General features: G+C 73.4%; 12 protein-coding genes. 4 read left to right on the top strand and 8 right to left on the bottom strand.

Annotation, left to right across the window (positions count from 1 at the left end; genetic code table 11):
- Window positions 1–151: 151 nt before the first annotated feature.
- From ACIP37_RS15385 to ACIP37_RS15410, 6 genes are all read right to left on the bottom strand, one after another.
- Entirely contained in the window at window positions 152–1,441 is a 1,290-nt protein-coding gene (locus tag ACIP37_RS15385) for a 6-phospho-beta-glucosidase (RefSeq protein WP_363580352.1), read from the bottom strand.
- The gene (locus ACIP37_RS15390; RefSeq protein ID WP_363580354.1) at window positions 1,441–2,349 is read right to left on the bottom strand and encodes a carbohydrate ABC transporter permease; all 909 of its coding nucleotides are present in this window, start codon (window positions 2,347–2,349) and stop codon (window positions 1,441–1,443) included. The genes ACIP37_RS15385 and ACIP37_RS15390 overlap by 1 nt, the downstream gene beginning before the upstream one ends.
- 41 nt (window positions 2,350–2,390) lie before the next feature.
- Window positions 2,391–3,389 (bottom strand): sugar ABC transporter permease, encoded by a 999-nt coding sequence (locus tag ACIP37_RS15395; protein WP_363580356.1) that lies wholly within the window; start codon window positions 3,387–3,389, stop codon window positions 2,391–2,393.
- Window positions 3,390–3,412: 23 nt separating this feature from the next.
- Complete coding sequence (locus ACIP37_RS15400) at window positions 3,413–4,768, bottom strand: ABC transporter substrate-binding protein (protein ID WP_400807403.1); 1,356 nt, start codon at window positions 4,766–4,768, stop codon at window positions 3,413–3,415.
- Window positions 4,769–4,933: 165 nt separating this feature from the next.
- Window positions 4,934–6,124: an ROK family transcriptional regulator gene (locus tag ACIP37_RS15405; RefSeq protein ID WP_363580360.1), complete on the bottom strand. Its 1,191-nt coding sequence runs from the start codon at window positions 6,122–6,124 to the stop codon at window positions 4,934–4,936.
- A 232-nt stretch (window positions 6,125–6,356) separates the two neighbouring features.
- The gene (locus ACIP37_RS15410) at window positions 6,357–7,538 is read right to left on the bottom strand and encodes a mechanosensitive ion channel family protein (RefSeq protein ID WP_363580362.1); all 1,182 of its coding nucleotides are present in this window, start codon (window positions 7,536–7,538) and stop codon (window positions 6,357–6,359) included.
- 436 nt (window positions 7,539–7,974) lie between these two features.
- Here ACIP37_RS15410 and ACIP37_RS15415 point away from each other — a divergent pair, with 436 nt between their 5' ends.
- Window positions 7,975–8,619 (top strand): HNH endonuclease, encoded by a 645-nt coding sequence (locus ACIP37_RS15415; RefSeq protein ID WP_363580364.1) that lies wholly within the window; start codon window positions 7,975–7,977, stop codon window positions 8,617–8,619.
- 112 nt (window positions 8,620–8,731) lie between these two features.
- Here ACIP37_RS15415 and ACIP37_RS15420 read toward each other — a convergent pair whose 3' ends face one another.
- Window positions 8,732–12,385: a beta-N-acetylglucosaminidase domain-containing protein gene (locus ACIP37_RS15420; protein ID WP_400807408.1), complete on the bottom strand. Its 3,654-nt coding sequence runs from the start codon at window positions 12,383–12,385 to the stop codon at window positions 8,732–8,734.
- On the opposite strand from ACIP37_RS15420, the gene ACIP37_RS15425 reads away from it, so the two are divergent.
- The 3 genes from ACIP37_RS15425 (at window position 12,384) to ACIP37_RS15435 (ending at window position 15,495) form a co-directional block, all read left to right on the top strand.
- Window positions 12,384–12,641 (top strand): hypothetical protein, encoded by a 258-nt coding sequence (locus ACIP37_RS15425; RefSeq protein WP_363580368.1) that lies wholly within the window; start codon window positions 12,384–12,386, stop codon window positions 12,639–12,641. The two genes, ACIP37_RS15420 and ACIP37_RS15425, sit on opposite strands and share 2 nt — an antisense overlap.
- Before the next feature lie 378 nt (window positions 12,642–13,019).
- Window positions 13,020–15,155, top strand: coding sequence for a 4-alpha-glucanotransferase (gene malQ / locus ACIP37_RS15430; RefSeq protein ID WP_400807411.1), 2,136 nt, complete (start codon window positions 13,020–13,022; stop codon window positions 15,153–15,155).
- Between the two features lie 106 nt (window positions 15,156–15,261).
- The gene (locus ACIP37_RS15435) at window positions 15,262–15,495 is read left to right on the top strand and encodes a hypothetical protein (RefSeq protein ID WP_363580370.1); all 234 of its coding nucleotides are present in this window, start codon (window positions 15,262–15,264) and stop codon (window positions 15,493–15,495) included.
- A 183-nt stretch (window positions 15,496–15,678) separates the two neighbouring features.
- Here ACIP37_RS15435 and pepN read toward each other — a convergent pair whose 3' ends face one another.
- Window positions 15,679–18,261, bottom strand: a complete 2,583-nt coding sequence (gene pepN / locus ACIP37_RS15440) for an aminopeptidase N (RefSeq protein WP_363580372.1) — start codon at window positions 18,259–18,261, stop codon at window positions 15,679–15,681.
- Between the last annotated feature and the right edge of the window lie 71 nt (window positions 18,262–18,332).

Consider the following 18,332-nt stretch of genomic DNA (forward strand, 5'->3'; position numbering starts at 1 on the left):
GGTCCCCGCGGCTCGTACGTGGCCCGGCCGTGGCGTGGTCCCCGGCCGGGGGTGATCGGTCTCCTCGCAGTGCCCGGCCCGCGACACCCTCATATCGCGGGCCGGGCTGCTTTCCGGACGGGGCCCGGGTGCGAAGCCGGGTCCCGGGCCGTCAGGCCCAGGCGAGGTGCTCGCGGTTGTGGGCGAGCAGCCGATCGGTGAGCTGGTCGGCGAGTTCGAGCTGACCGACCAGCGGGTGGGCGAGCAGGGCGTCGAAGACCCGGTCGCGGCCGCCGTGCAGGGCGGCGTCGAGGGCGAGGTGCTCGTACGCGGTGACGGCGGCGATGAGGCCGGCGTACAGCGGCTCGACGGCCCGCTGGGGGAGCGGCCGGACGCCGTTCGCGTCGACCTCGGCCGGGACCTCGATGACGGCGTCGTCGGGCAGGAACGGCAGCACGCCGTTGTTCGGCGCGTTGACGACCTGCACGGACGTCCCGCCGCCGGTGCCGAGCAGCGCGGCGATCAGCTGGACCGCCGCCTCGGAGTAGAACGCGCCGCCGCGCTGGCCGAGGAGTTCCGGCTTGGTGTCGAGGGCCGGGTCGGCGTACATCTCCAGCAGCTGCCGCTCGATCTCGGCGACCTGGGCGGCCCGCGAGCCCTGCACCCTGAGTTCCTCGACGACGGCGTCGTGCTGGTAGAAGTAGCGCAGGTAGTAGGACGGCACGACGCCGAGCCGCTCGATGACGGGCTGCGGCAGGTGCAGGTCCTCGGCGATGGCCTTGCCGTGCGCGGCGAGCAGCTCCGGCAGCACCTCCCGGCCCGTCGCCGATCCCGGGGCGTCGAGCAGGGTGACGCCGCGCTCCCAGGTGAGGTGGTTGAGGCCGACGTGGTCGAGCCGGACCAGCTCCGGGTCGACACCGAGGTGGGTCGCGAACTTGCGCTGGAAGCCGATGGCGACGTTGCACAGGCCGACGGCCTTGTGGCCGGCGTTGCGCAGCGCGCGGGTGACGATGCCGACGGGGTTGGTGAAGTCGACGATCCAGGCGTCCGGGTTGGCGCGCCGGACCTTCTCGGCGATGTCGAGGACGACCGGGACGGTGCGCAGTGCCTTGGCGAGGCCGCCGGCGCCGGTGGTCTCCTGGCCGACGCAGCCGCACTCCAGCGGCCAGGTCTCGTCCCGGTTGCGGGCGGCCTGCCCGCCGACGCGCAGTTGCAGCAGCACGGCGTCGGCGTCGGCGACACCGGCCTCGACGTCGACGGTGGTGGTGACGACGGCACCGTGCCCCTGCTTGGCGAAGATCCGCCGGGCGAGCCCGCCGATCAGCTCCAGCCGGTCGGCGGCCGGGTCGATGAGCACCAGCTCACCGATCGGCAGGGTGTCGCGGAGCCGGGCGAAGCCGTCGATCAGCTCCGGGGTGTACGTCGAACCGCCGCCGACGATTGCCAACTTGAGTGCGGACATCAGCCCTTGACCCCTGTCAGTGTCACGCCTTCGATGAAGGCCTTCTGTGCGAAGAAGAAGAGGATGATCACCGGTGCCATCACGAGGAGGGTGGCGGCCATGGTGAGGTTCCAGTTGGTGTGGTGGGCGCCCTTGAACGATTCCAGGCCGTACGAGAGCGTCCAGGCCTCGTGGTTGTTGCTGGCGTAGATCTGCGGGCCGAAGTAGTCGTTCCAGCAGTAGAAGAACTGGAACAGGGCGACGGCGGCGATGGCCGGCTTGGCCATCGGCAGCACGACCTTCAGCAGGGTGCGCAGGTCGCCGCAGCCGTCGATCCGGGCGGCCTCGATGTACTCCTTGGGGATGGTCAGCAGGAACTGGCGCAGCAGGAAGATCGAGAACGCGTCGCCGAAGGCCATCGGGATGATGAGCGGCCAGAGCGAGCCGCCGAGGCCGAGCTGCTTGGCCCAGAACAGGTACATCGGGATGACGGTGACCTGCGGCGGGAGCATCATCATGGCGATGACGGCCATCAGCGCCAGGTTGCGGCCCCGGAAGCGGAACTTGGCGAGCGCGTAGGCGACCGGCAGGCTGGAGACGATGGTCAGCACGGTGCCGAGGCCCGCGTAGAGCAGGGTGTTGCGCCACCAGGTGAGGAAGCCGGGGGTGTCCCAGACCTTGCCGTAGTTGCCCCATTGCCAGGAGGTGGGCCAGTAGTCGGTGGTGAGCGCCTGCTGGTCGGTCATCACCGAGGTGAGGAAGGCGAAGACGAACGGCAGCAGGAAGAACAGGGCGGCGGCGATGGCCAGCGAGTGCACGGCCACCCAGTTGAGCATCGCGCGGCGGCGGGCCGCCCGGGCGGCCGGGCCGGAGGCGCGGGAGGTGCCGGCCGGGGCGGGCGCCTTGGTGAGTGTGGAGCTGAGAGTCATGATCGGGTCCTCATCGGTCCGCTGGGTCAGCAGCACACGGACTAGTCGTCGCTCGCCATGAAGCCGGACTTGCGGCGGAGCAGGAGCGAGGTGACGGCCATCGAGATGGCGAACAGCACCAGGGCGACGACGCACGCCGCGCCGTAGTTGAAGCGCTGGAAGCCGAGGTTGTAGACCATCTGCGGCAGGGTCCAGGTGGAGCCCTGCGGGAAGCCGGGCTCGAACTGCTGGCCGGAGTTGCCCGCGATGCCGCCGGCGACCTTCCCGGCGACGATCGCCTGGGTGTAGTACTGCATGGTCTGGATGACGCCGGTGACCACGGCGAACATGATGATCGGCGAGATGTTCGGCAGCGTGACGTACCGGAACCGCTGGAAGGGTCCGGCGCCGTCCAGTTCGGCGGCCTCGTACTGCTCCTTGGGGACGTCGAGCAGCGAGGCCATGAAGATGACCATCAGGTCGCCGATGCCCCACATGGCGAGCATGGTGAGCGCGGGCTTGGACCAGTCGGCGCTGGCGAACCAGCCGGGCTGCGGGAGGCCGATCTCACCGAGGAAGTGGTTGACCGGGCCCGTGCCGGGGTTGAGCAGGAAGGCGAAGGCGACGGTGGCGGCCACCGGCGGTGCCAGGTACGGCAGGTAGAACGCGGTGCGGAAGAAGCCGACGCCGGTCTTGACCTTGGTGATGAGCAGGCCGATGCCGAGGCCGAAGGCGACCCGCAGGCTCACCATGATGAAGACCAGCCACACGGTGTTGCGCAGGCCCTGCCAGAACGCCGGGAGGTCGTTGAAGACGTAGTCCCAGTTCTTCAGGCCGCTGAAGGAGGGGGCGCCGAAGCCGTTGTACTTGGTGAAGGAGAAGTAGACGGTGGAGATCAGCGGGTACAGGAAGAAGACGCCGAAGCCGATCAGCCAGGGGGAGAGGAAGGCGAGGTTGCGGGCCGCCTCCCGGCGGCGCTTCCGGCGCAGCAGGTGCTGCGTGGAGGGCGCCGCCGGGTCGGTCGATCCGGTGCCCCTGCGGGTGCCGAACGCGAGTGACATGGGAGCTCCGTGGACCGTTTCCGCTACTTCGCCTGGGCGATGGCGGCGTCGATCTCCTTGGCGGTGGCCGCGAGGCCGGCCGCGAGATCGGGCTGCTTGCCGGACTCGTAGTCGTAGCCGAGGTTCTGCAGGGAGGCGATGTAGCCGCTGCCGTTGACGGCCGCCGGGGTGGTGCCCGAGTGCTGGTTCTTGGCGACGTCGATGAAGGTCTTGAAGTTCGGGTCGTTCGTCAGCTTCGGCGAGTTGAGCGCGTCGAAGGTGCTGGGCACGTTGTGGATCGCGTTGGCGAAGCTGACCACCGCGTCGGTGTCGGTGGTCAGGTACTTGACCAGCTCCCAGGCCGCGGCCTGCTTCTTGCTGCTGCTGGCGATGCCGACGATGGTGCCGGTCTGGTAGCCGCGGCCGTAGGTGTCGGCCTGGTCGTCCGGGACGGGGAACGCGGCGGTGGCCCAGTCGAAGTCGGGCTTGTTCTCGGCGAGGGCGGCGGTGCGCCACTCGCCGTCGATGGCCATCGCGACCTGGCCGGTGAGGAAGGGGTTCTTGGCGCTGAACTCCTCGCCGAAGGTGGCGCGGTACTTCTCCAGCTTGGTGTAGCCGCCGAGCTGGTCGACCATGCCCTTCTGCCACTTGAGCATCGCGGCGACCTTCGGGTCGGTGGCGATGTTCGACTTGCCGTCGGCGCCGAAGTAGGTCGGGCCGTACTGGCCCAGGAAGTGCTCGGTGGTCGACTCGTAGCCGTGGTACAGCGGCATGAAGCCGAGCTGCTTGTAGCCGTCGCCGTCCGCGAGGGTCAGCCTCTTGGCGTCCTCGGCGAACTCGCTGAAGGTCTTCGGCGGGTTGGCGATGCCCGCGTCGGCGAAGGCCTTCTTGTTGTAGTAGAGGCCGTAGGCGTCGCCGAGCAGCGGCAGCGAGCACTGGTTGCCCTGGAACTGCGTGTAGTTGAGCATCGCGGCCGGGAAGGTCTTGACCGGGTCGATGCCGCTCTTCTGCAGCAGCGGCTTGAGGTCGGTGAACGCCTTGGTCGAACAGAACATGCCGACGTTGTTGGTGGTGAAGGAGGAGACCACGTCCGGCGCGTCGTCGCCGCCGGCCCGCAGGGCCTGGTTGACCTTGTCGTCCGCGATGTTGTCCACGGCCTTGACGTGGATGTTGGGGTGGGTCTTCTCGAAGGCGGCGATGTTGTCGTTGATCGCCTTCACCTCGTTGTCCTGGCTCCAGCCGTGCCAGAAGGTGATGGTGACGTCCTTGCCGCTGGCCGAGTCGTCGCTGCCGCTGCTCTCGCTGCTGCCGGTGCAGGCGGTGGCGAGCAGGGCCAGGACGGCGGTGCCGGTGACGGCGGCGATCGTGCGACGGCCTCTGCGGGAGGTGGTGGAGTGCACTTCGAGGTCCTCCTGGGGGTGCGCGGGCAGGCGTCATTGCCTCGGGGCCCGCGTTCGGGGGTTGGGAGAGGTGGGTGCAGGGTGCGTGCGGGGTGACGGGCGACCGGGGAGCGTCGGTGGGTGGGCGTCTGTGAGCGTCGGTGGGCGGCTGTCAGTGGGTGGCTGTCAGTGGGTGGAGAAGACCGCCTCGCGGGCGTCCGCCAGCGCGCGTTGCAGGGCGCCGAGCAGGACGGGCGAGCCGGGCAGGGCACTGCTGCGGACCTCGGGCCGGGCGATGGAGAGCCTGGCCAGTTCGTCCTCGACGAGGGCGCGCAGGCGTTCGCCGCCCGCGGTGGGCACCGCGCCGGAGAGGACCACCAGTTGGGGGTCGACGACGGCGACGATCGCGGCCAGTCCGACGGCGAGCCGGCCGGCCAGTTCGACGAGGAAGGCGTCGCCGGCGCCCGGGGTCTCCAGGGCCTTGGCGATCGACTCCTCGGCGGTGGGCGCGCCGAGCCCGTGTTCGCGGGCCAGGGTCCGGACGGCGGGTGTGCCGACCAGCTCCTGGAACCCGCCGAACTTGCGGCGGCGCACGTCCCGCGCGACCGGTGAGCCGGGCACCGGCATGTAGCCGACCTCCCCGGCGCCGCCGGTGAAGCCGCGGTGCAGCCGGCCGGCGATGACGATCGCGGCGCCGGTGCCCGCACCGGCCCAGAGCAGGACGAAGTCCTCGGAGCCCCGCGCCGCGCCGGAGGCCTGTTCGGCGACGGCGGCGAGGTTCACGTCGTTCTCGATCGACACGGGCGCGCCGATCGCCTCGGACAGCTCCTCGACCAGCCGCGGCGAGTGCCAGCCGGGCAGGTGGGAGGCGTAGCGCAGCTTGCCGGTGACCGGGTCGGGGGCGCCGCCGACGCCGATCGCGGCGGTGCGCAGGCTGCCCGCGGCCAGTCCGGCGGCGCGGACGGTCTCGGCGACGGCGGCGGCGACCTTGGCGACGGTCTCGGCGGCCGGCACGCCCTTGGTCGGCACGGCGTGCTCGGCCAGCGTGGAGCCGGTGATGTCGGCGACGGCGACTCTGATCTCGCTGTTGGTGACGTCCAGCCCGGCGACGTGGCCGGCGGCCGGATTCACCTCGTACAGCTGCGCGTTGGGGCCGGGGCCGCCGGCGGTGGTGCCGACCGGCAGGACCAGTCCGGCCGCCTCCAGACGGGCCAGCAGCTGGGAGGCGGTGGGCTTGGAGAGGCCGGTCAGGGTGCCGATCTGGGTGCGGGAGAGCGGGCCGTTCTCCAGCAGCAGTTCGAGGGCGGCGCGGTCGTTGATGGCGCGCAGCAGGCTGGGGGTGCCGGCGAGGGGGGCCTTGGCGGTGGTCTTGGTCACGCGCGAAATCCTCCTCTTCCGGCTGGTGGGGGGAGCGACGAGGGTGAACCCGCCGGTTCGGGGAGCCGAACTGTTAGGAAAGTTTCCAGTCGCTTGGGAAGGACCGTACGGGCCCCGTCAGCGGGGTGTCAATGGTCCGTGGCCCGGAGGATGCCGAAGCGTTACCGGGCAGCACGAAGCCCCGTTCCCAAGGGTCTTGGGAACGGGGCTTCGTGCTGCCGGGCCTGGGGCCCTACGGCTTGGCGAGGTCGTCGGTCGGCCTCGGCGCCGGTATCGGCTCGGTCGCCCGGTACCGGGGCGAGGTCGGGTCGGACAGCGCGGACGGCGGTGCCGGCTCGGTCGCGGGGGAGATCACCACCCCGGTGGCGGGGGCCGCCGTCGCCGCGGCGGCCACCGGCGCGGCCTCCTCCTTGACCTTGATCCCGGCCTGGTCGAAGGCCGTCTTCAGGCGCTGGCGCAGCGCCCGGGACACCGCCGGCGCCTTGCCCGGCGCGGTCCGCGCCTCGATCCGCACCATCACCGAGTCCGCCGCGACCGACTCCACGCCCAGGACGGACACCGGCGCCCAGACCAGCTCGTCGTACGGCGACTCCTTGGACAGCGCCTCGGCCGTCTCCTGGATCAGGTCCTCGACCCGCAGCAGGTCCTCCTTGTACCCGACCTGCACGTCCACCGAGGCGGTCGACCAGCCCTGGCTCATGTTGGCGATCCGCTTCACCTCGCCGTTGCGGATGTACCAGATCTCGCCGTTGGCCCCGCGCAGCTTGGTCACCCGCAGGCCGACCTCCAGCACCGTGCCGGCGGCCACCCCGGTGTCGATCTCGTCGCCGACGCCGTACTGGTCCTCCATGATCATGAAGACCCCGGAGAGGAAGTCCGTCACCAGGTTGCGGGCGCCGAAACCGATCGCCACACCGGCCACACCGGCGCTGGCCAGCAGCGGCGCCAGGTTCACGCCCAGCGCGGACAGCACCATCAGCGCGGCCGTGCCCAGGATGGAGAACGACGCCACGCTGCGCAGCACCGAGCCGATCGCCTCCGACCGCTGCTGGCGCCGCTCCGGGTTCACCACCCCGGTGTTGGCCAGCAGCCCGCCGAGCCGGCTCTCCTCGTGGTGGTCGTGCGAGCGCGCCATCCGCGTGATCAGCTGGGTGATCAGCTTGCGCACCACGGCGCGCAGCACCAGTGCCAGCAGCACGATGAAGACGATCCGCACCCCGCCGGCCAGCCAGCCCTGCCAGTGCGTGTCGAACCAGCTGGCGGCCTGCTTGGTGGTGTCGCTGACCTCCTGCGCGCTGGTCGGGATTCTCAGGTCCAGCTGCGGCAGCTGCGGCGCGGTCGGGCTGGGCGCCGGTGTCGGAGTGGAGAGCGTCGAGGACGCGTCGGCGATACCGGTGGCGCCGGAGCGGAACACGTGCGGGCCTTCCTGCAAGGGGGCGTGGCGGGCCCGCGCCGCGGCACGCGGCCCGCGGACCGTCCGCCTCAGCCTAACCGGCGCCGAACACCCGACCGGACACGCCGAAGGGCGTACGGAGCAACACGAACGCCCCGTCAGCGCACCGGTGCGCTCCCCCGGACGACGGGGTCGACCGCTGCTCCGACCGGCCGAGCGCTCCCCCGGGAGGGCCACGGGCGGCACCCCGAGGGCACCCGGGTGCAACCCGACCTTCCCCAGGGCATACCGGCTATGACAGAGGCCACACCCGAAGTTCACACCAGGTCCGTTACACAGGAGTGGTGGCGCCGTACAAAGGCGTAAGGCGACACTGGGGGAGATCGCGCACCAGTTGTGCGATCCAACCGCTCGTCCCGGCGCGAGCCACGCGCCGCAGGCGTCCAAGGAGGCATCCGTGCCGCATGTCCTGGTCCTCAACGCGTCCTACGAGCCACTCGGCGTCGTATCGATGCGCCGCGCACTCATCCTGGTCCTCAACCACAAGGCGGTCAGCCTGGAGGACTCGGAAGTCACTCTGCACAGCGCCACCAGCGCCCTCCCGGCGCCGTCCGTCGTCCGCCTGACCCGCTTCGTCCGGGTCCCGTTCTGCGGGCCCGTCCCGCTCACCCGCCGGGCGCTGTTCGCCCGTGACCACGGCCGCTGCGTCTACTGCGGGGCCGCCGCCACCAGCGTCGACCACGTCATCCCGCGCAGCCGGGGCGGCCAGCACCGGTGGGACAACGTGGTGGCGGCCTGCCGCCGCTGCAACCACACCAAGGCCGACCGCCACCTCACCGAACTCGGCTGGCGGATGAAGCGGCCACCGGCCCCGCCCAGCGGCCTCGCCTGGCGGATCATCGGCACCGGCATCAAGGACCCGCGCTGGCGTCCCTACCTGGAGCCGTACGGCGGCTCCGACCAGCTGCGCGCCCCGCAGTGGGGCGAGTACGAGCACCACGACCATACCGAGCAGGGCCTCCCCGTCCCGCTCGGCCGGGCGCACTCGGCCCACTCCGCCCCCGTCCGCCGCGGTGAGCAGCCCGAACCGCTCTCCGCCTGACCCCGCTCCACAAGGGCCAGCCCGTCATACCGTCGGTACGCCTCATGGGCCGCCGCGCCCCCCACCGGGGAGCACGGCGGCCCGCCGCGTTGTCCGGTGGGGGAGGCGGCGGCTACTGCTTCGGCGGCGGTGTCCCGCCCGTCGTCCCGCCCGTCGTCCCGCCTGTCGTCCCGCCCGGAGTCCCGCTCGCCGGGGGCGTGGCCGGGGTGCTCGGAGCGGTCGGGGCCGTGGTCGGGGCCGTGGGCGCGGTGGTGGCGCCGCCGCCCGGCTGGGCCGGGGGGACGGCCGGCGGCTGCGACGGGGGCGGCGGGGTGACGGCGTACAGCTCGACGCCCCACAGCGAGTAGCCGTACTTGTTGGCCCGGGCCACGCCCTGCACCCGGAGGAACCGGGCGTCCGGAGCGTCGAAGCGCACGGTCTCGTCGCCGCCCTTGCCGTTGTCCACCGTCGCCGCGTCGGTCCAGGTGGTGCCGTCCGCCGAGACCTGGAGCCTGTAGGCGGCGGCGTACGCGGCCTGCCAGTGCAGCACCGCCGCGCCCAGGTGGGTCGCCTGCGGAAGTTCCAGCTGCACCCAGGCGTCGTCCTTGGCGGGGGAGGACCAGCGGGTCTTCGGGTCACCGTCGGTGACCGCCGAGGCGGGGAAGTTCGGCGTCTCGTCGCCCGAGGAGGTGGCCTTCGCGCCGAGTGCCAGGTCCGGACCGCTGGTCGGCGGCACCACACGCACCTGGAGCACCTGCTTCACGGTGGTGGCGCCGGCCGCGAACTGCACCGGTACCTGGTACGTCCCGAACGGCGTCCCGGGAGCGGCGCTGACCAGCAGCGGCACGCCGATGCGGCCGCCGCGCGGCACGGTCACCCCGGCCGCCGGGGTCACGGTCAGGCCCTTGGCCGCGGCCGGCACCTCGGTGTGCAGCTCGCCGCTGGTCCCCTCGGGGCGGCCGGCCTCGACGGTGGCCCGGGTCTGGGCGGGCGCGGCGGCGCCGGCCACCACGTCCAGGGTCGGGTCGGACAGGCTGAGCCGGGCCGCCGGGACATCCGCGTACCAGGGGATCACCTGGTTGACCACCGGCGGGTCGCCGCCCGGCTTCCAGGCCAGCCGGAACGCGTCGGCGGCCTGCCCGCCGGCCGGCAGCTCGTTGTAGCCGGGCTGCACGGTGCCGATGTCCGTCCAGCCGCCGTCCGAGCGGCGCACCGAGACGGTGGCGGTGGCGTGCACGCCCGGGTCGGTGAGCACGGTGAGCCGGTCGAGCGGGCGGGCGGCGCCCAGTTCGACGGTGAGCGGCTCGTCCTGCGCGGTGGGCGGCTTGGCGGCCCGGTACGCGGTGTCCGGATTGCCGTCCAGCACCGCGGACGCCGAGGAGCCGGGCAGCGCGGCGGGGCCGCCGGTGACGCTGGCGGGGGCGTCGTCGGGCGCGGTGACGGTGAACTCGCGCACCGCGACGGCGGTCTTCTGGGCGGCGGTGGCCCGCAGCCGCACGGCCCGCACCACCGAGCCGGCCGGCAGCTTGGCGCTGACCGACTTCTGGTTCTTGACCACGGCGAGCTGCTTCCAGCCGCCCTCGCCGGTGCTGTACTCCAGCACGCCGTCGTGGAGGTAGTCGTCGACCGCGCTCCGGCCGTCCGGCCCGTTGCCCCAGGAGCCCATCAGCACGGTGACGGCGCCGACCGGGCGCCCGCCGCCGAGGTCGACGCCGACCGCGTCGCCGGGCTGCGGGGGAGCGGAGCTCCAGTAGAACGTGTCGGCCACGCCGTCGGTCATCAGCGCGGGCAGGTGGTCGTGCGCGGTGCCCATGGTGGTGGTCGGGGTGATCCCGCCGCCGGCCACCCCGGCCCAGTTGTCGGCGGCCCCGACGGCCCGCTCCAGGAACGGGTCGAGCACGCCCGCGCCGATCGTGGCCGGGCTCTGCGCGAGCTGCTCGCGCAGCCGGTTGAGCTCCACCCGGGCCTTCCAGGCGGCCGCGCCGTCGCCGCCGTGCTGGGCCAGCAGCATGTCCAGCGCGGACTGCCCGGCCAGCCCGTAGTCGTGCAGCGGGGCGAGCCAGGGCGCGGCCTCGGCGGCGAGCTGGGCGGTGGCCTGGGTGCCGGCGAGGGTCTGCTGGGCGGTGGCCATCGCGGCGAAGGCGTCCCGCAGGGGCGCGGCGGCCTCTATCAGCTTGGCGAGGTCCGACGCGGTGCCCGAGGTGGGCTCGGCGGCGGCCCAGAACCGGTCGAGCAGCGGCGTCAGGTAGCCGGACTCCTGCTGGGACAGCGGCGAGGAGGAGCTGTTGCCGGCCAGCGCGGTGACCGCGGACAGGGCGGTGCCGGCGGGCGTGCTGCCGGCACCGGTCGGGCCGGCGAGCGAGCGCACCGCGGCCTGCCAGGAGTCCTCCGGCCGGTAGCCGGCCGGGTTCCAGGCGAAGTCGCCGGCCGTGGCGAGGGCGATCCGGGAGGCCATCGGCTGCTGCATGGCACCGGTGAGCATCACCGCCGAGCGGGTGGCCACCTCCGGTTCGCGCCCGGTGTAGGCGCCGAGGAAGAGCCGGTCCGGGCTGGCATCGTTGACCGGGTAGTTGTCCATGGTGACCAGCGGGTGGCCGTACAGGTCGCCGGTCTCGGCGGCCTGGGCGCCGGTGATCTTCTCCGGGATCACCCCGCCCCCGCTCCAGGCCACCTGCACGCCGTCCGGCAGCGCCGCGGCCAGCGCCTTGCGGTACGGCGTGACGCCCTGCTTGTGGTACTCGGTGGGCACGACGGACAGCGGCGCCAGGCCCGGGTTGCGCGCGATCAGCCGGTCCCTCACCTTGGTCACCAGCGCGGCCTGCGCCTTGGCGGCCGCGGCCGGGCCGGTGCCGTAGGTGTCGCGGTCGTCGCCGCAGTGCCACTCGTCGTAGCTGACGTCCAGGAACTGGAGCTGGAAGGCGGTGAAGCCGAGCTTGCGCAGCCCGTCCAGCTTGGCCACCAGCGCGTTCACGTCCTTGCCGGAGCTGAAGCAGAGGGACTGCCCCGGGTCGATCGCGTAGCCGAGCGTGACGTGGTTGCGCCGGGCCGCGGCGCCCAGTTCGCGCAGCTCGTCGGCCTGGGCGGCGGGGTAGGCGTCGCGCCAGCGGGAGAGCCGGAACGGGTCGTCACCGGGGGCGTAGAGGTAGAAGTTCTGCTTGGAGCGGCCGAGGAAGTCCACCTGGTCGAGCCGCTGCTGCGCGGTCCACGGGCTGCCGTAGAACGCCTCCGCGGTGCCGCGCACCGGCGCGCCGCTCGGCCAGTCCCGCAGCGTGATCCCGGGCAGGCCCAGCCCGGCGGCGCCCGGCGCCTGCCCCTGCCCGGCCGGGACGGCGGCGAGCAGCTGGCGCAGGCTCTGCACGGCGTAGAAGGTGCCCGCCGCGTCCGCGCCCGCCAGCACCACCGCGCCGTACGTCCCGCCGCCCCGGGCCGGCAGCTGACCGACCGACAGCACGTACCCGCCGGCCGGCATGCCCGCGGTCGAGGGGGCGGCGCCGTCCTTGCCGCCGGCCGCGGCGGACAGCGCGCGCAGCGTCCGGTCCGTCCCGCCGTCGGCGGCCTCGGCCGGTCCGCCGACGTACACCACCAGCGACCCGGCGGCCGGCGCGTCGGCGTCCGGCTGCGGGGTCACGGTCGTCGCCCCGGCGATCTCCAGCACCTCCCGGACGGCGTCCAACGCCCCGAGGTCCGCGTCCGGCGCCGGCACCAGCGTCACCACGGCCGGCACCGCGACCGGCTTGCCGGCCACCGTCTGCTCCTGCGGACGCGGGAACACCTGCGGGTTCGTCATGCTCCCCAGCGGCGTCTGCGGCGCGCTGCTCACCACGTCCGGCCCCGCCGACGCCGCGTACGCCGCCGACGGCACCGGCCCGGCCAGCAACCCGCCGACCACCGCCGCCGCCGCGACCCCCGCCGCGATCTGCAGCGTCCGCCGCCCCGGCCGCCCCGCCGCCCGCCGGGCCCGCTCCGCCCGCCCCGACGCCAGCAGCGGTTCCGTCCCCTTGAGACCGGCGATCAGCCGGTCCGCCGTCCTGGGCGCCAGTTGACGGCACGTCCGCGCTGTGGCCCGCCGCGCCGCCAGCGCCGCCGGGTGGTACAGCACATCCCGCAACGCCGCACTCCGCTCCAACCGCTGCCGCAGCCGCCGCCCGGCCACAACGGACACTCGGGCTTCCACAGGAGCCTCCTCGCCAGGCCTGGACCACATCGCCGCAACCCCACCAGCTACCCAACCCGGTGTCAACGCGACCGCCCGCTATGCCTGGTCTGCCCCGGTTCGAGAATTCGGTCCGGGGCCGCGGCAGCCCCCGGCCGGCAGGCCGATCCACCCGCGCGGTCGTGTCGCGCAGCGTCGTCGGGCCGTCACCCGGGTAGGACTGTGGTCGTCCTGACCAGGCGTTGCCGAGACATCGCAGGAGCCGCGAGTGGCCGCTTATCTCGACCGTGACGGAGCCGACGGGCTGAGGGTGCCGACGCAGGACGCGCCGCCGCCACCGCCCGAACTGGTGGCGCTGGCGCAGGCGTACGGGGTGGACACCCGGTACCCCGGGCCGGGGGGTGTGACCGTGGGGGCGCGAACGCTGGTCGCGGTGCTGGCGGCCCTGGGGGTGGCGGCGGGGACGCCGGAGCAGGCGCGCGAGGCGCTGGAGCGTCACCGGGCCGCGCAGCAGGCCCGGTTGCTGCCGCCCTGCGTGGTGGTCCGTCAAGGGCGGCGGACGGCGCTGGACGTGCCGGCCGACGCGCGGCTGCACGTGGAGCTGGAGGACGGCGGGGTGTGGGAGCTGCCGCGCGGCCACTCGCACTGGCTGCCGCCGGACCTGCCGCTCGGGCGGCACGTGCTCAGGGCGGAGAGCGGGGAGGGCAAGGCCCAGGCGGCGCTGATCGTCGCACCGGAGAAGCTGCCCCCGCTGCCCGGCTACAGCTGGGGCTTCCTCGCCCAGCTGTACTCCGTCCTGTCCGACCGTTCCTGGGGCATGGGCGACCTCGGCGACCTCGCCGAGCTGGCCCAGTGGGCGGGCGCCGGCCTCGGCGCGGGCTTCGTCCAGATCAACCCGCTGCACCAGGCGCTGCCCGCCGCACCCGCCGCCCCCACCGACCCGTCCCCCTACCGCCCCTCCTCCCGCCGCTTCGCCGATCCGGTGCACCTGCGGGTCGAGGCCGTCCCCGAGTACGCCTACCTGACGGGCGACCAGCGCGCCGAGGCGGAGGAGCTGGGCCGCCGGGCCGCCCGGCTGCGCGACGAGGTGCTGGGGCACGACGGCCTGATCGACCGGGACGCCGTCTGGGCGCTCAAGCGCGAGGCGCTGGAACTGCTGCACGAGGTGCCGCGCGGCCCCGGCCGCCAGGCCGCGTACGAGGCCTACCAGCGCCGCGAGGGCGACTGGCTGCGCCGGCACGCACTGTGGAACGCGCTCGCCGAGGCGCACGGCGCCGACTGGCACGGTTGGCCGAAGGGGCTGCGTCACCCGGACGGCCCACAGGTGGGGCACGCCTCCCGGGAGCTCGCCGACCGGGTCGAGTTCCACCGCTGGCTCGCCTGGCAGGTCGACCAGCAGCTCGCGGAGGCCCAGCGCGCGGCCCGGCAGGCCGGCATGCCGGTCGGCCTGATCCACGACCTGGCCGTCGGCGTCCACCCGGACGGCGCGGACGCCTGGGCGCTCCAGGACGTGCTGGCCGGCGGCATCTCCGTCGGCGCCCCGCCGGACGCCTTCAACGCCCACGGCCAGGACTGGGGCCTGCCGCCCTGGCGCCCGGACGCGCTGGCGGCGGCCGGCTACACCCCGTACGCGGAGCTGCTGCGCACGGCGGCCCGGCACGCGGGCGCGGTCCGGATCGACCACGTGATGGGCCTGTTCCGGCTCTGGTGGGTGCCGGACGGCCACCCGCCGACCGAGGGCGCGTACGTCCGCTACGACGCCGAGGCGATGCTCGGCGTGCTGGCCCTGGAGGCGCACCGGGCCGGGACGGCGGTGATCGGCGAGGACCTGGGCACGGTGGAGCCGGGCGTCCGGGAGGAGCTGGCGGCGCGCGGGATCCTCGGCACCTCCGTGCTCTGGTTCGAGCGGGACTGGCAGGGGGCGGGGGAGATCCTCGCCCCGGACCGCTGGCGCCCGGGTTGCCTGGCCACCCTCACCACCCACGACCTGCCGAGCACCGCCGCCCGGCTCTCCGGCGAGCACGTCGAGCTGCGGCACCGGCTCGGGCTGCTGGCCCGTCCGCTGGGCGAGGAGCAGGAGGAGGCGGTGGCCGAGCTGGCGGACTGGCGGGCCGAGCTGACCGCGCGGGGGCTGCTCGCGCCGGGCGAGCCGCTGTCGATGCCGGTGCTGTACCGCTTCCTGCGCGCGACCCCGGCGGAGCTGGTCGGCGTCTGGCTGCCGGACCTGGTCGGCGATCCGCGCCCGCAGAACCTGCCCGGCACCTGGGACCAGTACCCGAACTGGCGCCTGCCGGTCGCCGACGGGGCCGGCGACCCGGTCACCCTCGACCGGCTGGCCGCCACCCCGGCCGCCCGCCTGCTCGCCCACCTGCTGGCCCCGCCCGGCGCCCACCCCGCCGTCTGAGCCCGCCGTGCGGCCCCGCCGCCTGACCCCGGCACCGCGGACGGCCCCCTTCCGGAAGGCCGACCCCGACGCGCGGGGGGTCATAAGCGGCGGGTAAGTTGGAAACGTGGACAAGAGGAACGCTTTGCGAGCCGGCGCGGTCTCCGCAACGGTCACGCTGATGATGCTGCTGTCGTCGCCCGCCATGGCCTTCACCAGGGACGACGGCGACGACCCGGGTCCTGGCCTGAGCGTCGGCCAGACCATCGGCCTGTACGTGCTGATCCCGATCGCCGCCTTCGTGATCATCGCCGCCCTCGCGGGCCTGCCGTACGGCAAGGGCAAGGGCAAGAAGAAGTAACCACCGCGTCCACCAGGACCTGCACGACCCCGAAGGGGCACCGGAGATCTCCGGTGCCCCTTCAGGCGTTTCCAGCGCACCTTGACGGCGCCCGACGGCGCCCGACGGCGCCCACCGCGACCCCGAAGGCGCCCACCGGAACCCCGACCGGGGCCCCGACGGGCGCCTCAACAGCTCAGCAGGTCAGCGGCCGGCGCCCGCCGCCCGGTCGACCGCCTGGGCCTTGAGCGCGCGCTCGATCCCGGCCCGGGCCTCGACGACCTGGCGCCGCAGCGCCGGGGCCGGCTCGGCCTCGGCCAGCCACGCGTCGGTCGCGTCCACGGTGGCCTGCGTGACCTGCAGCGCCGGGTACAGCCCGCCGATGATCTGCTGCGAGATCTCGTGGCTGCGGGTCTCCCAGACCTCCTTGACGGCGGCGAAGTACTTGGCCGCGTACGGCGCGAGCAGCTCCTGCTGGTCGGACTGCTGGAAGCCCGCGATGGTCGCTTCCTGGACGTAGTTGGTGAGGGTGTCCGACTCGACGACGGCGGTCCAGGCCTCGGCCTTGGCCTCGGCGGTGGGCCGGGCGGCGCGGCAGGTGGCGGCGTGCTCCTGGCCGGCCGCGGTGTTGTCGCGGGCCAGCTCGGCCGTCACGGCGGCCTCGTCGGCGCGCCCGGTGGCGCAGAGCCGGGTGAGCAGGGTCCAGCGCAGCTCGGTGTCGACGGCGAGGCCCTTGATCTCGGCGGTGCCGTCGAGCAGGCCGGCGAGCAGGCCGAGCTGCCCGTCGGTGCGGGCGACGGAGGCGAGGGTGCGGGCCCAGGAGAGCTGGTGGTCGCTGCCGGGCTCGGCGGCGCGCAGGTGCTCCTCGGCGGCGGCGGCCCACTGGGCGAGGCCCTGCTCGCGCCAGTCGGGGTCGGTGTAGGCGTCGAGGGCGAGCCGGACCTGGCGCTGCACGGACTGCACGACGCCGATGTCGCTCTCCCGCCCGATGCCGGAGAGGGCGAGCGCCAGGTAGTCGCGGGCGGCGAGTTCGCCGTCGCGGGTCATGTCCCAGGCGGAGGCCCAGCACAGGGCGCGCGGCAGCGACTCGGTGAAGCCGCCGAGGTGCTCGGTGACGACGGCCATCGAGTCCTCGTCGAGCCGGATCTTGGCGTACGAGAGGTCGTCGTCGTTGAGCAGCACGACGGCCGGGCGGTGCCGGCCGACGAGCTCGGGCACCTCGGTGCGCGGGCCGTCGACGTCGAGCTCGATCCGGTCGGTGCGCACCAGCGCGCCGTCGGCGAGCTCGTACAGGCCGATGGCGATGCGGTGCGGGCGCAGCACGGCCTCGCCCTTGGCGCCGGTGGGCAGCGCGGGGGCCTCCTGGAGGACGGCGAAGGACTCGATCTCGCCGTCGGTGTTCAGCGTGATGGCGGGCCGCAGCACGTTGATGCCGGCGGTCTCCAGCCAGGCCTGGGACCAGGTCCGCAGGTCGCGGCCGCTGGCCTCCTCCAGGGCCCCGAGCAGGTCGGTGAGCCGGGTGTTGCCCCAGGCGTGGCGCTTGAAGTAGGCCTGCACGCCCTGGAAGAAAGCGTCCTGGCCGACGTACGCCACCAGCTGCTTGAGCACCGAGGCGCCCTTGGCGTAGGTGATGCCGTCGAAGTTGACCTGGACGTCCTCCAGGTCGTTGATGTCCGCCATGATCGGGTGGGTGGAGGGCAGTTGGTCCTGCCGGTAGGCCCAGGTCTTCATCTGGTTGGCGAACGTGGTCCAGGAGTGCGGCCACTTGGAGCCGGGGGCCTCGGCCTGGCAGACGGCCTCGGCGAAGGTGGCGAAGGACTCGTTGAGCCAGAGGTCGTTCCACCACTCCATGGTGACGAGGTCGCCGAACCACATGTGGGCGAGCTCGTGCAGGATCGTCGCCGCGCGGGCCTCGTAGGCGGCGTCGGTGACCTTGGAGCGGAACACGTACTGGTCGCGCAGGGTGACGGCGCCCGCGTTCTCCATCGCGCCGGCGTTGAACTCCGGGACGAACAGCTGGTCGTACTTGGCGAACGGGTAGGGGAAGTCGAACTTCTCCTGGAAGTAGTCGAAGCCCTGCTTGGTGACGGCGAAGATGTCCTCGGCGTCCAGGAACTCGCGCAGCGAGGGGCGGCAGTAGACGCCCAGCGGCACCTTCTGCGCGCCGTTCTCGTAGGTGTCGAAGACGCCGACGTACGGGCCGGCGACGAGCGCGGTGATGTAGGTGGAGATCCGGCCGGTGGGCTCGAACGTCCAGACCTGCGAGGCGCCCTCGCCGACCGGGGTCGGGGTGGGCGAGTTGGAGACCACGACCCAGCCGGTGGGGGCGGTCACGGTGAACGCGAACGCGGCCTTCAGGTCGGGCTGTTCGAAGGAGGCGAAGACGCGGCGGGCGTCCGGCACCTCGAACTGGGTGTACAGGTAGGTCTCGCCGTCGACCGGGTCGACGAACCGGTGCAGGCCCTCACCGGTATTGGTGTAGGCGCAGTTGGCGACGACGCGCAGCTCGTTCTCGGCGGCCAGGTTCGGCAGCGGGATCCGGCTGTCGGCGAAGCTCTCCGGGTCGAGCGGCGCGCCGTTGAGGGTGATCTCCTCGACGCTCGGCGCGACGAGGTCGATGAACGTGTCCGCGCCGGGGGTCGTGGCCGTGAACCGGACCACGGTGGTGGACCGGAAGGTGCCTCCTTCGCGGGCCGAACTCAGGTCGAGCTCGATGTCGTACGCGTCCACGTGGAGGAGGTCGGCCCGGGTGCGGGCCTCCTCGCGGGTCAGGTTGGTGCCGGGCACTCGCTGCACTCCTTCGTCAGGCTGATGGGGCGAATCCTCCCATGACCCAACGGACGGGCTCCCGGAAAAAT

The organism is Kitasatospora sp. NPDC088861 (assembly GCF_044750105.1).
Lineage (GTDB): Bacteria > Actinomycetota > Actinomycetes > Streptomycetales > Streptomycetaceae > Kitasatospora.